General features: G+C 53.9%; 15 protein-coding genes. 6 read left to right on the top strand and 9 right to left on the bottom strand.

Annotated elements, in window-relative coordinates:
• Window positions 1-62 precede the first annotated feature (62 nt).
• From preA to J4614_RS06130, 8 genes are all read right to left on the bottom strand, one after another.
• Window positions 63-1,298, bottom strand: coding sequence for an NAD-dependent dihydropyrimidine dehydrogenase subunit PreA (preA, locus tag J4614_RS06165; protein ID WP_000956092.1), 1,236 nt, complete (start codon window positions 1,296-1,298; stop codon window positions 63-65).
• A complete protein-coding gene (locus J4614_RS06160) occupies window positions 1,292-2,533 on the bottom strand; it encodes an NAD(P)-dependent oxidoreductase (RefSeq protein ID WP_001136398.1) in 1,242 nt (413 codons plus the stop codon). The genes preA and J4614_RS06160 overlap by 7 nt, the downstream gene beginning before the upstream one ends.
• Window positions 2,534-2,737: 204 nt before the next feature.
• Window positions 2,738-2,983: a DUF2542 family protein gene (locus J4614_RS06155; RefSeq protein ID WP_000605187.1), complete on the bottom strand. Its 246-nt coding sequence runs from the start codon at window positions 2,981-2,983 to the stop codon at window positions 2,738-2,740.
• Window positions 2,980-3,699, bottom strand: a complete 720-nt coding sequence (sanA, locus tag J4614_RS06150) for an outer membrane permeability protein SanA (RefSeq protein ID WP_000920081.1) — start codon at window positions 3,697-3,699, stop codon at window positions 2,980-2,982. Before sanA ends, J4614_RS06155 begins: the two co-directional genes overlap by 4 nt.
• 176 nt (window positions 3,700-3,875) lie before the next feature.
• Entirely contained in the window at window positions 3,876-4,760 is an 885-nt protein-coding gene (cdd, locus tag J4614_RS06145; protein ID WP_000553526.1) for a cytidine deaminase, read from the bottom strand.
• 153 nt (window positions 4,761-4,913) lie between these two features.
• Window positions 4,914-5,609 (bottom strand): CidB/LrgB family autolysis modulator, encoded by a 696-nt coding sequence (locus tag J4614_RS06140; protein WP_000989296.1) that lies wholly within the window; start codon window positions 5,607-5,609, stop codon window positions 4,914-4,916.
• On the bottom strand, window positions 5,606-6,004 hold the full coding sequence (locus J4614_RS06135; RefSeq protein ID WP_000045719.1) for a CidA/LrgA family protein: 399 nt from the start codon (window positions 6,002-6,004) through the stop codon (window positions 5,606-5,608). Before J4614_RS06135 ends, J4614_RS06140 begins: the two co-directional genes overlap by 4 nt.
• Window positions 6,005-6,135: 131 nt before the next feature.
• Window positions 6,136-7,044, bottom strand: coding sequence for a LysR substrate-binding domain-containing protein (locus tag J4614_RS06130; RefSeq protein WP_000024658.1), 909 nt, complete (start codon window positions 7,042-7,044; stop codon window positions 6,136-6,138).
• 125 nt (window positions 7,045-7,169) lie between these two features.
• On the opposite strand from J4614_RS06130, the gene J4614_RS06125 reads away from it, so the two are divergent.
• From J4614_RS06125 to dusC, 6 genes are all read left to right on the top strand, one after another.
• Window positions 7,170-8,528 (top strand): aromatic acid/H+ symport family MFS transporter, encoded by a 1,359-nt coding sequence (locus J4614_RS06125; RefSeq protein ID WP_000194222.1) that lies wholly within the window; start codon window positions 7,170-7,172, stop codon window positions 8,526-8,528.
• Window positions 8,529-8,539: 11 nt separating this feature from the next.
• Window positions 8,540-9,577 carry a gentisate 1,2-dioxygenase gene (gtdA, locus tag J4614_RS06120; protein WP_001289857.1) on the top strand — a complete coding sequence of 346 codons (1,038 nt, stop codon included), beginning with the start codon at window positions 8,540-8,542 and terminating at the stop codon, window positions 9,575-9,577.
• Window positions 9,578-9,592: 15 nt separating this feature from the next.
• Window positions 9,593-10,294 carry a fumarylacetoacetate hydrolase family protein gene (locus J4614_RS06115; RefSeq protein WP_000170621.1) on the top strand — a complete coding sequence of 234 codons (702 nt, stop codon included), beginning with the start codon at window positions 9,593-9,595 and terminating at the stop codon, window positions 10,292-10,294.
• Between the two features lie 8 nt (window positions 10,295-10,302).
• Window positions 10,303-10,947: a maleylacetoacetate isomerase gene (gene maiA / locus J4614_RS06110; RefSeq protein ID WP_000781183.1), complete on the top strand. Its 645-nt coding sequence runs from the start codon at window positions 10,303-10,305 to the stop codon at window positions 10,945-10,947.
• Window positions 10,948-10,961: 14 nt separating this feature from the next.
• Window positions 10,962-12,155, top strand: a complete 1,194-nt coding sequence (locus tag J4614_RS06105) for a 3-hydroxybenzoate 6-monooxygenase (RefSeq protein ID WP_000150103.1) — start codon at window positions 10,962-10,964, stop codon at window positions 12,153-12,155.
• A 108-nt stretch (window positions 12,156-12,263) separates the two neighbouring features.
• A complete protein-coding gene (dusC, locus tag J4614_RS06100) occupies window positions 12,264-13,202 on the top strand; it encodes a tRNA dihydrouridine(16) synthase DusC (RefSeq protein ID WP_001264834.1) in 939 nt (312 codons plus the stop codon).
• Window positions 13,203-13,259: 57 nt separating this feature from the next.
• Here dusC and yohP read toward each other — a convergent pair whose 3' ends face one another.
• The gene (gene yohP / locus J4614_RS06095; protein ID WP_000698460.1) at window positions 13,260-13,343 is read right to left on the bottom strand and encodes a small membrane protein YohP; all 84 of its coding nucleotides are present in this window, start codon (window positions 13,341-13,343) and stop codon (window positions 13,260-13,262) included.
• Window positions 13,344-13,400 lie beyond the last annotated feature (57 nt).

Below are 13,400 nucleotides of genomic sequence, written 5' to 3'. Positions count from 1 at the left end.
GTTGCCTTGCTTATCAGATAACCCGGCGCAGCGAAACTGCGCGCCGGGCTTCATACCGCGAGCTACAGCGTTAACGCGTGCTCTTTTTCGCCTTTTTTAAATTTGACCTCGCCTAAATCAATACAGGCGACCGGGCAGACATGACCGCACAGCAGACAACCGACGCATTTTTCCGTATTGCAATGCGGCGTGCGGCTGTGTTCATCCCACTCCATCGCCTGATGGCCGCCGTCATAGCAGGAGATATAGCAACGTCCGCAGCCGACGCATTTCTCCTGATTAATCCGCGGATAGACGATATAGCTGCGATCCAGGTCTTCCGCCGGGATAATATTGCCATTCGCCAGCCCGATCATCTCCTGTAATGAGGCAAATCCCTGATCGGCCAGATAGTGGCTGAGGCCGCTCGCCATATCTTCTACAATGCGGTAACCGTATTGCATAATGGCTGTCGTCACCTGTAGGGTCGCCGCGCCCAGCAGCAGAAATTCGGCAGCGTCTTCCCAGGTTTCAATGCCGCCGATACCGCTAATCGGGAAATCGCGCAGTTCAGGGTGCATTCGCAACTGCTGGATAAAACGCAGCGCAATGGGTTTCACCGCTTTTCCTGAATAACCGGAGATGCTGGATTTACCGTTAACCACCGGCATCCCGATTTTGCGGTTCAGGTCGATGTTAGTAATGGATTTCACGGTGTTGATGGTGGCGATACCGTCGGCTCCGCCGCGTTTGGCGGCCAGCGCGACTTCGCACATATCGCCAATATTCGGCGTCATTTTCGCCAGCATTGGCAAAGATGAACCGTGTTTTACGGCGCGACAGTATTTTTCAACCAGCTCCGGGCTTTGCCCTACATCGCTTCCCATGGCGTGCGAGGTCATCTGCGGGCAAGAGAAGTTACACTCAATCATATCTGCGCCGGCTTCTTCAACCAGACGCGCCAGTTCCTGCCACTGCTGCTCATTTTCCCCCATGATGGAAGCAATCAGCACCTTATCCGGATAATCCTGTTTTAGCCGTCGAATGGCGGCCAGATTCTCTTCCAGCGGATGTTCAGCAATTTGCTCCATGTTTTTGAAACCAATAAAACCGGTATCTTCTTTCGTCAGGTGATCAAAACGTGGAGAGACTTCGTTGGCAATAAAAAAACCAATGGTTTTAAAAACGATCCCGCCCCAGCCGGTATCATAAGCTTTGGCGCACATCTCATAACAGTTGCCTACCGGAGAAGAAGAAAGACAAAACGGATTGGGAAACTTAACGCCGCAAAAGGTAACAGACAAATCTTTTGTTAACATGAGCAGGCCTCCTCTAAATAATGATGAATAGCCTGAGCGGCTTCTTTTCCGGTTTTTACCGCATAAACGACGGTCTTATCGCCTTTAACAATATCGCCAGCGGCAAAGATCGCCGGGTCGTCGGTTTGATAATTGTGCGTGTCGATAATATTATGCTGCGCTTTTATCTCCGCAAAGGTATCCAGTCGCGCGTGCTGCCCCACGGCCAAAATAATATTTTCCGCTTCCAGCGTCAGTTCTCCTGAGTGGCGTACATGGTGGAAGGTCACTTTATTTCCGCTGACGGCGACAGGCGTAAAACCATCAATAATCGATACGCCTAATGCCTGCGTGCTGGTAAATTCTTTTTCGCTGGCGGGGAATTCGGCTAATTCTTCCCGCGCCACGCAGGTGACGGAAGGACAGCCGAGAATTTTTAACGTACTGGCGACATCCATCGCTACGTCGCCGCCGCCAATAATTAATGCGCTACGCGGAACGCTAATATCGCCGTCGGCCTGACGGGCGCGCTGTAAAAAATCAACGGCAATCTCTACGTGACTGGCTTGCTCAAATAACGGTAAATCAGATCCATAGGACATCCCGATGGTCATCAGCACGGCGCGATATTCGGCTTTGAGTTGCGCAAGCGATAGCGACCCGCCCACGTCACAATTACATTTAATATTGACGCCCATTTCTACAATGCGGGCAATTTCCTGATCGAGTACGCTTTGCGGCAGACGAAATGCCGGGATGCCGTGACGCAGCCATCCGCCGGGCTGCGGCTGTTTTTCGTAAATGGTGACGTCATAGCCTAAATGCGTTAGCGTCACGCTTGCCTGCAAACCTGCCGGACCCGCGCCAATAATCGCGACTTTCCCGCGTGTTTTACTCCCGGGCTGATAAATCTGCATGGCAGTCTGCTGTTCAAAATCGGTAATAAAACGTTGCAGGCGTGCAATATCAATAGGTTTATCTATTCCGGAACGTGTACATCCGCGCTGGCACAATTTTTCCGTCGGACAGACTCTGGCGCAGACGGCGCCAAGCGCGTTATTTTCCCGGATAGTTTCCGCTGCGCCTTTAAAATTGCGAAAGTAAATAGAACGAATAAATTTCCCCGGATCGGTTTGCGCCGGGCAAGCCTGACTACAGGGCGCATCGTGACATAATAAACAACGGGAAGCCTCTTTTATTGCCAGTAATGGCGTAAAACCAGGCGTGAGTTCATCCAGATAATTTTGTTGCGGCATATAATCTTCCTTAATGCTTGAATAAATTAAGGCGAAACGCAAATAACGCGTTTTAATGATCCAAAATCTACCGCCAGCCTAAGCATTGAAAGAAGGGTATTCTGTGAAAGAATTCACAAAAAAATGAAACCAGAATGCAAAACAGCATTTGTTCCTTATATCATAATAATAACTATTCTCAATTTTAAAGGAGTAATAAATAGATTAACGATAAAAAAGAAGATAAATAATCATTCCAGTAAATAAAAAACCGCAACCGGTATAAAGAAAAAGATAAGACCAATATTGTACGGGATCGGCATGGCGATAAACATAAACCGGTTTTCGCGCATTTTTGACAACTTTATCTACCGCGCCGGTTCGCCAGCCTTTCCAGGCCTCACGGAAGCAAAAAAGCGGGAGTAGCAGAAAGGCTAATATGACAAATATCGTCTGTACATCCATGATCATTTCCCTTTTTTCTTTTCCAGTTCAAGCAATTGTTCCGGCGTAACGGCCGGATACCCCTGGGCGTCATTCGGCACCTGATGCTGCGTGGGAATAGGTACCAGCGGGCCTAAAAAACGCGGTTCGCGTTTAAAAATATAGAGATCCGCCAGCGCGCTAAAGCGGGCGCCAAATTCGCGCAGGCGCACTGTCAGCATATTTTTGGGCGAAGGTACCGCGTAACACTGCGCCTGAATGCCCATATGCAACGCAATAAACAAGGCGCGTTCGCAGTGGAAGCGCTGAGTGATGATAATAAAGTCGTTGGTATCAAACACTTTGCGGGTACGCACAATGGAGTCAAGCGTACGGAAGCCAGCGTAATCAAGCACAATGTCCGCAGGATCGACGCCCGCCGCGATAAGGTCTTTGCGCATGGTCATCGGTTCGTTATAGCTTTGCAGGGCATTGTCGCCGCTGAGCAGCAGGTAATTGACTTTACCGCTATTGTAAGCGTTTAACGCGCCCTGGATACGATAACGATAGTACTGATTAATGACACCCTTGCGATAGTATTTGGCTGTCCCTAACACGACGCCAACCTGGCGGTAGGGGAGATCCTGTAGCTCGTCATAGATATAGGGCGCTGTTTTCCAGCTCATCCACCGATCGAGGCCAAGCACCGTCAACAGCAGCAAGCCTACCAGGACCAACAGGCTGTAAAACACGCGCTTTAACATGCAGGAAACTCGATACCAGGATGAAAGTACGATCAGGCTACTGTACCCGAAGACGTAGCGCAAGAAACCGCCGTCTGATTGCGGAGATTTTCAGCATGATTTCCCTTGTATCGGGTCGCGGGAGAGGAGAGTCAGGCCGGATAAGACGCCAGGGCGTCGCTATCCGGCACATTTGCTTAGCCGAGAAGCACGCGGTCAATATTATGGCAACCTAACGCTTTCAGCGTTGCGGCGGTGGCATCCCATTGAATTAATGCCGCATCGCCTTTTTCCGCCAGAATCGCGCGCTGAATATCCGCATAGTCATAGCCATTGAGACTCAGCAGGTTTAGCGCGCCTTGCAGTGGGGGAAGCGTAGGGTTAAAGGCGGCGTTTTCCGCATAGCTGCCGGTGAAAATACGGCCATCTTTACATTCCAGCGCCACGCCGCTCGGTGAGTGGCTATAAGGCATATGGCTCTTATTGGCTGCCGTAATCGCCGCTTGCGTTAGCGTATCGCCCGTTAACGTAAAGCCATGATCCTGCTCGTCCATCAGCAGCGTTTTGATCTCCAGATCTTTTGGCCCGAAAGCGTCAGGCAGATAATCGCGTAACGTATGCGGCGCGCGGCCCGGCAGATGAATGCGCAGATCCAGACCGCTGTTCAGCTCGTTCATAAACTGGCGACAGTGGCCGCAAGGCGTGTAGTTAACGGTGACGGCGGCGAGCCCTTTTTCGCCGCGTAGCCAGGCATGGCTAATCGCGCTTTGTTCAGCATGCACAGTTTGTTGCATGGTGGCGCCCAGGAACTCCATATTCGCGCCGAAATACCAGTTGCCGCTAACGCCGCGCGCAATCGCGCCGACGTTAAAATGGGACAAATCGGTACGGGCGCAGGCCGCCGCCAGAGGTAACAGTGCGAAAGCCAGCGCGTCTTCGTCCAGTCCCGCCGTATTTTTAAGCGTCGAGACCTGCTCTGCGGTTAGCATGGCGGGAAAATGGTGGTCCGCCAGGATAGGGGCCAGCGCTGATTGCAAATTATCCGCAAGCTGGGCAAAAGCAGTTTGAAAACGTGGATGCATGGCGTTGCCTCATAACAATGTAATGGAACCGTAGTTTACGGGCCTGCTATGTCTTAATATGTGATCTAAATCTCATTGCTTATGCAACTTGTGAAACTTAAATGAAAAATGCGCGACGTATCGCAAATTTTAACCCGGTCTTTTGTCCCGTCGTTAGCGCATTACCGCCAGAATGAGCGGAAACAAAAAGGGCGCTACCAGCGAGGTAATAATGCCGCAGATCACCAGCGCCAGGGAGCTAAACGCGCCTTCCTGGTAATCCAGCTCGGCGCAGCGCGCAGTACCGAGCGCATGTGAGGCGGTCCCCATTGCCAGCCCGCGTGCGGCCTTAGTACGGATGTGCATCGCGTTTAACAGCGTGTGGCCAAACACCGCGCCCAGAATACCGACAAAAATTACGCATACCGCGCTGATCGCAGGGATGCCGCCGATGCTGCCGCCCACCGCCATCGCGATAGGCGTAGTCACGGATTTAGGCAGTACCGATGCCGCGATTTCAGGCGTTGCGCCCATCAGCAAGGCAACGGATGTCCCGGTAATCATCGCTACCAGACTGCCGACAAAACAGATGCTAATAATGGATTTCCAACGCGCGCGAATCTGGTGCAACTGTTCATAAAGGGGATAGGCCAGCGCCACCACCGCCGGTTGCAGCAGATCGTTAAGTACTTCGCTGCCTTTGAAGTAGTGCTCGTAGGGAATACCGGTCAGCAACAGAAAAGGAATAATGACTACCATTGCCACCAGCAGCGGATTCAGCAACGGCATTTTAAAATGCGCCGCCAGTCTGCGGGCGGCGAAAAATACCGCCAGCGTCAGCGGTAACGACCACCAGATATATGTCATCATTTTTTCGTTCCCTTCTGCCCAACCACTTTACGCTCACCGTGTATCAGATGTGAACTCCAGCTTACGACCACAAAAACGACCAGCGTACTGATAGCGCAAGAGACCACCACCGGGCCGAATTGCGCGCGCAGTAAGTCAAAATATTGCATGACCCCAACGCCAATCGGCACAAACAGCAACGCCATATAACGAATCAGCACATAACAGCCGGGGTTAACCCACTTTGCCGGCAGAATTTGCAGCGCCAGCAACACAAACAGAATTAACATCCCGATAATGCTGCCGGGAATAGTGATAGGAAGCAGTGATGCAAGAAAAATGCCTGCGTACAAACAGGCATAAATCAATACAAAAGCGCGTATATATTGCCAGATAATATTCAGTGACTTACTCATGTTTAAAGCCCTTGATGAGATGGATTCATCATACAATTAAACGTTAAAACGTGCTACCGATCACATCATGAATTCTTAGCATAGTGGGTATAGACAGCAGGAACATCGGGCAATGCCCCTGGTCGGCGGCGTTAAACCTGGGCTAAAAAATACAAAAAGCGACTCAGGGCCAAAGACGGCGTCTCATTCTTACGCCAGAACATCCCTACGCTGCCTTTTTGCTCAATTTTTGGCAAGTTTAAAATCGCCAGTTGCCCCTGGCTGGCATAGCGTTGCGCCAGCCGTAAAGAAAGAATAGAGATCATATCGCTGCTTTGCAGCAAATTGGTGCTGACGTTCATTGACGCCGATTCAATAGTGTTTTCCGGGAGCATGACGCCGTTATCGACGAGGGCGTTATCAATACTGATGCGAATAGGGGTGCCGGTTGGCCAGACTATCCACCGCCAGTGCGCCAGATCGCTCCAGGCGATCTGCGCTCGCGCGGCCAGCGGATGGTGCGGACGCGCCACAAAGCAGACCGGTTCGGTATAAAGTACCTGATAATTAAGCGGCAGTTGCAGGGCGCGGCCGCCGACACGCCCTACCACCACATCCACCTGACCGGCAAGCAAATCGTGCAGCAGCGGCGTCATTACCTTCTCTTCAATATTCAGATGCAGCGTCGGCATTTCGTTAAGCAGGCTCAGAATCGCCTGTGATACGCAGTCAGTCGCCACGGGCGAACAGCCGATCTTCAGGCTGCCAACCAGGCCGCCCTGCTTGAAACGGGCGATTTCATACTGTGAACGCTCCAGATCGTTAATTAGGCGCTGGGCGTGCTGGAGCAGTAATTTACCGCCTTCTGAGGGGCGTAGCCCTTTACTGTGGCGCTCAAAAAGCGTGATGCCTATCTCATCTTCGAGTTGAGATAACCACTTCGATAGCGCCGGCTGGGAGATATTCATCATCCGGGCGACGTGCGTCAGGTTGCCCTGTTCGCCCAGCGCAACCAGCGTTTGCAGGTGATGTAATTTCAATTTCTGCGCCCAGTTCGCCATTCGCTATAACCTCCAGGTTATGTCTCTGCCTGAAAAGCCATTGTACATTTTATCGCTCACTCTACAAACTCGTAACATAGCAAACATAAAAACAACATCTATCTCCCTGCACTGAGGCATTAGCTATGACTCAACGACGTGATCTACAAGCCCTTATTGATGCCGCGCCCGTCGGCAAAATGCAGTGGCGCGTTATCATCTGCTGTTTTCTGGTGGTTATGCTCGACGGTTTCGACACCGCCGCGATTGGCTTCATCGCCCCGGATATTCGTACTCACTGGCAGCTAAGCGCCAGCGAACTTGCGCCGCTGTTTGGCGCAGGGCTGCTGGGGCTTACGGCCGGCGCGCTGCTATGCGGGCCGCTGGCGGATCGCTTTGGCCGCAAGCGGGTCATTGAGCTTTGCGTGGCGCTATTCGGCGCATTGAGCCTGCTTTCCGCTTTCTCGCCGGATATAGAAACCCTGGTGTTGCTGCGCTTCTTAACCGGTCTGGGACTGGGTGGAGCGATGCCGAATACCATCACCATGACGTCGGAATACCTTCCCGCTCGTCGACGCGGAGCGCTGGTCACGCTGATGTTCTGCGGTTTTACCCTGGGGTCGGCGATGGGTGGGATTGTGAGCGCGCAACTGGTGCCGCTGATTGGCTGGCACGGAATTCTGGCGCTAGGCGGCATCTTGCCTTTGATGCTGTTTTTCGGCCTGCTGTTCGCGCTGCCGGAATCTCCCCGCTGGCAGGTACGTCGCCAACTACCGCAAGCCGTTGTCGCCCGGACGGTCAGCGCCATTACCGGCGAGCGCTATCACGATACGCAATTCTTTCTGCATGAGACGGCAGCCGTCGCCAAAGGCAGTATTCGCCAGCTTTTTGCCGGGCGACAGCTTGTCATTACCCTGATGTTATGGGTGGTGTTCTTTATGAGCCTGCTCATTATCTATCTGCTTTCCAGCTGGATGCCGACGTTACTTAACCATCGCGGTATTGATCTGCAACAGGCGTCGTGGGTGACTGCCGCATTCCAGGTTGGCGGCACGCTTGGCGCGCTGTTACTCGGTGTGTTGATGGACCGGCTTAACCCGTTCCGGGTACTGGCGGTGAGCTATGCGCTGGGCGCAGTTTGCATTGTCATGATAGGCCTGAGCGAAAACGGCCTTTGGCTGATGGCGCTGGCGATTTTTGGTACTGGCATCGGTATTAGCGGTTCCCAGGTAGGGCTGAATGCTCTGACGGCGACGCTGTACCCCACCCAAAGCCGGGCGACGGGCGTGAGCTGGTCGAACGCCATTGGACGCTGCGGGGCGATTGTCGGTTCGCTCTCCGGCGGCATGATGATGGCCCTCAATTTCTCTTTCGATACGTTGTTTTTTGTCATTGCTATTCCGGCGGCTATCAGCGCGGTAATGCTTACCCTGCTGACGGTGGTTGTCCGCCTTTCGATTTCTGTACCTGACGACCTGCCGCGTGCCAGCGTCGTAAACGAATAAGGAGAATCTCCATGTCTGAAATAAATCAGAACGTAAAAGATAGCCGTCAGCAGTATTACCAGCATATTTCCGGGCAGAATCTGACGCCGCTGTGGGAGTCGTTACATCACCTGGTTCCGCAGACGCCAAACGCCAACTGCGCGCCGGCCTACTGGAATTATCAGGAAATTCGTCCGCTACTGATGGAAAGCGGCAATGTCATTGGCGCGAAAGAGGCGATCCGCCGGGTGCTGGTGCTGGAAAATCCGGCATTGCGCGGTCAGTCGTCGATCACGGCGACCTTATACGCTGGTTTACAGCTGATCCTGCCCGGCGAAGTCGCGCCGAGTCATCGCCATAACCAGTCGGCGCTGCGTTTTATCGTCGAAGGTAAAGGCGCATTTACCGCGGTGGACGGCGAGCGCACGCCAATGCATACCGGCGATTTTATCCTGACGCCGCAGTGGCGCTGGCACGATCATGGTAATCCGGGGTCAGAGCCGGTGGTATGGCTGGATGGTCTGGATCTGCCGTTAGTCAACCTCCTGGGCTGTGGGTTTGCGGAAGACTATCCCGAAGATCAGCAGCCGGTAACGCGAAAAGAGGGCGATTATCTGCCGCGCTATGCAGCGAATATGCTGCCGCTGCGCCACCAGCGCGGGAATTCGTCGCCGATTTTCAACTACCGTTACGACCGCAGTCGCGAGGCGCTGCACGATCTGACCCGTATGGGCGATCCGGATGAGTGGGAAGGTTACAAGCTGCGTTACGTTAATCCCGTCACCGGCGGTTATCCGATGCCGTCAATGGGCGCGTTCCTGCAACTGCTGCCAAAAGGCTTTGCCTCGCGTGTGGCGCGGAGCACCGACAGCACTATCTACCACGTCGTTGAAGGGGCAGGGCAGGTCACTATAGGCAACGAAACTTTTCATTTTTCCGCAAAAGACATTTTTGTGGCGCCGACCTGGCATGAGGTGTCGTTTCGCAGCAGTGAAGACACGGTGTTATTCAGCTTTTCGGACAAGCCGGTTCAGGAAGCCCTGGGGCTGTTCCGCGAAGCACGTTATTAATTAGGGAGAGAGAACATGACCAAATATGTATTCCAGCCGCAGGCCCCGGTGACAGTACCAGTGGCGGGTAGTGATGAGCAGTTTCCGGTACGTCGCGTTTACTGCGTGGGTCGCAACTATGCCGCCCATGCCCGTGAAATGGGCTTTGATCCCGATCGCGAACCGCCGTTCTTCTTTTGTAAACCAGCGGACGCTGTCGTCCCGGTAGCGGCGGGGGATACCCTGGAACTGCCGTATCCGGCGCAGACCGATAACTACCATTATGAAATTGAGCTGGTGGTGGCGATTGGTAAAAAGGGGAGCGATATCCCGCTGGAAAAAGCCCATGAATATGTCTGGGGATACGCCACCGGTCTGGACATGACGCGTCGCGATCGTCAGATGGAAATGCGTCAGATGGGACGCCCGTGGGAAATTGGCAAAGCGTTCGATCTCTCCGCGCCCATTGCGCCATTACACAAAGCCGCTGAAACGCATAATGTGGATAACGCCCCTATTTGGCTACAGGTTAACGGCGAAGACCATCAGCGCAGCGATATTCGTCATCTGATTTGGTCGGTGAATGAAACCATCAGCTATTTGTCCGGCTTCTTTGAATTGCAGCCAGGCGATTTGATTTTCACCGGTACGCCAGAGGGGGTGGGCGCAGTGGTGAAAGGGGATGTCATCACCGGGAACGTAGAAGGTCTGACGCCGATTGCTGTGAAAATTGTCTGAGGTGAACGATGAAGCTGTACAGTTTCTTTAATAGTTCGGCGTCTTATCGTGTACGTATTGCGCTGGCGTTAAAGGGGATTGATTACCAGACGGTGGGCGTCAATATTCGTATCGGCCAGCAGAATGCGCTGGCCTACCGACGGATGAATCCGGTAGGCCTGGTGCCGACGCTGGTCACTGATGATGGCGAATCGTTGGGGCAATCACTGGCCATCGTCGACTGGCTGGACCGACATTTTCCGCAAACGCCGCTGCTGCCGACGAGCGACCCGGCGCGCAGCCAGGCGCTGGAAATTGTCTACGCTATCGCCTGCGATATACACCCAATCAATAACATGCGCGTGTTGCGCTACCTGACCGATGAGCTGAAGGTTAGCGAAGAGGATAAAAAACGCTGGTACGCCCACTGGATACAGCAAGGGTTAAGCGCGGTAGAGCAGCTATTGCGTAAAAGTCAGTCCGGACGATTCTGCGTGGGCGACGCGCCAGGCCTTGCGGACTGCTGCCTGATTCCGCAGTGGGCGAATGCGCTCAGGATGGGCTGCGATTTATCAGGCTATCCGCGCTGTAAAGCCGTTTATGACGCCTGCGTACAGCTACCGGCGTTTATTGCCGCCGCGCCGGAAAATCAACAAGATAAAATCCCGGCCTGAAAAGGAGAATGACCATGACTCACGTGACAAGCGCAATTATTGTAGGTGGCGGAATCGGCGGCGCGGCGACCGCGCTGTCGCTGGCGCGCCAGGGAATAAAAGTCATGCTGTTGGAAAAAGCGCACGAAATTGGCGAGATTGGCGCGGGTATTCAGCTTGGGCCGAACGCTTTTTCGGCGCTGGATAGTCTCGGTGTGGGCGATGTTGCCCGCCAGCGTGCGGTGTTTACCGATCACATTACCATGATGGATGCCGTGAATGCCGAAGAAGTGGTATGCATTGAAACCGGACAGGCGTTCCGCGACCATTTTGGCGGGCCGTATGCGGTAATTCACCGGGTAGATATTCATGCAACGGTATGGGAAGCGGTGCTGACGCACCCTGGCGTGGAGTATCGTACCTCGACCCATATTGTCGATATCCGCCAGACGCCGGATGACGTTACGGTGTTTGATGAGCAGGGAAATAGCTGGACGGCGGATATTCTCGTGGGCTGCGACGGCGTTAAATCGGTCGTGCGGCAAAGTTTACTCGGCGATGCGCCGCGCGTAACGGGGCATGTAGTTTATCGGGCGGTGATTGATTGCGACGATATGCCGGACGATTTACGTATTAACGCACCGGTGCTGTGGGCAGGCCCGCATTGTCACCTGGTCCATTATCCGCTGCGCGGAGGCCAACAGTACAATCTGGTGGTGACATTCCACAGCCGCCAGCAAGAAGAGTGGGGCGTGAAAGACGGCAGTAAAGAAGAGGTGCTCTCTTATTTTGCCGGTATTCATCCCCGCCCGCGCCAGATGCTGGATAAGCCGACCTCCTGGCGCCGCTGGTCGACCGCCGATCGCGAGCCGGTCGCGAAATGGGGAACCGAGCGTATCACTCTGGTGGGCGACGCCGCGCATCCGGTGGCGCAATATATGGCCCAGGGGGCCTGTATGGCGCTGGAAGACGCCGTCACGCTGGGCAAAGCGCTGGAACGCTGCGACGGCGACGCGCAGCAGGCATTTGCGCTGTATGAGTCGGTGCGTATTCCCCGCACGGCGCGTATCGTCTGGTCTACCCGCGAGATGGGGCGTCTCTATCACGCCGCCGGGGTGGAGCGTCAGGTACGTAATCTGTTGTGGAAAGGAAAATCGCAGGAGGCGTTTTATCGCGGTATCGAATGGCTGTACGGCTGGAAAGAAGATAACTGTCTTGAGCCGCGTTGAGCGCTTTACGTGACGTAGCGTGGCGTTTGCGCCGCCACCCGGCAAAAAGTTTTGCTCATCGCAGAGAGGCGTTATGATAGCGCCTCTTTTTTTGCTGTGGATACCGATATGCGTGTTTTACTGGCGCCGATGGAAGGCGTGCTCGACGCGTTAGTGCGCGAGCTGCTGACCGAAGTGAATGATTACGATCTCTGCATCACCGAATTTGTGCGCGTGGTGGATCAGCTGCTGCCGGTAAAAGTGTTTCATCGCATCTGCCCGGAGTTGCATCATGCCAGCCGCACGCCGTCCGGCACGCCGGTGCGTATTCAGCTTCTGGGCCAGCATCCGCAGTGGCTGGCGGAAAACGCCGCGCGGGCGACGGCGTTGGGATCGTATGGCGTGGACCTGAACTGCGGCTGTCCGTCAAAAGTGGTGAACGGCAGCGGCGGCGGCGCGACATTGCTCAAAGATCCCGAACTCATCTATCAGGGCGCGAAAGCGATGCGGGCCGCGGTACCGTCGCATCTTCCGGTGACGGTAAAAGTGCGTCTCGGCTGGGATAGCGGCGATAGAAAATTTGAAATCGCCGATGCGGTGCAGCAGGCCGGCGCCAGTGAACTGGTGGTGCATGGCCGTACCAAAGCGCAGGGCTACCGCGCCGAGCATATCGACTGGCAGGCGATCGGTGAAATACGCCAGCGTCTGACTATTCCGGTTATCGCGAATGGCGAAATCTGGGACTGGCAGAGCGCGCAGGCATGTATGGCGGCCAGCGGCTGCGATGCGGTGATGATTGGCCGTGGGGCGTTAAATATTCCTAACCTGAGCCGGGTGGTGAAGTATAACGAGCCGCGTATGCCGTGGCCGGAAGTGGTTGCATTATTACAAAAATATACCCGACTGGAAAAGCAGGGCGATACCGGTTTATACCATGTCGCGCGTATTAAACAGTGGTTGGGATATTTACGTAAGGAATATATTGAGGCGACGGAACTCTTTCAGTCGATTCGGGCGTTAAACCGTTCGTCCGAGATTGCGCGGGCGATTCAGGCTATTAAAATCTAATCTCTACAGCGTCCAGAACGTGTGCCGGACAGATACTATCGCTGCCCGGCGCAGGAATCAGAAAATCATCTTAAACACGCCCGTTACCACCAACAGCCCAATCAGAAAAATAATTAAGATTGCCCATAGAAGAATTTTCATTGTTTGTCCCTTTATTGGTAAATACAAACAAAGTATAGGAAAGTATTAAGCCATCTG

Origin of the sequence: Salmonella sp. 32031103-2018-00083-FB-01-SM-01, from assembly GCF_017571995.1 — a bacterium.
GTDB lineage: Bacteria > Pseudomonadota > Gammaproteobacteria > Enterobacterales > Enterobacteriaceae > Salmonella > Salmonella enterica.
Note: the sequence above shows the minus strand (reverse complement) of the source record. Positions and strands in the feature narration are given on the sequence as shown.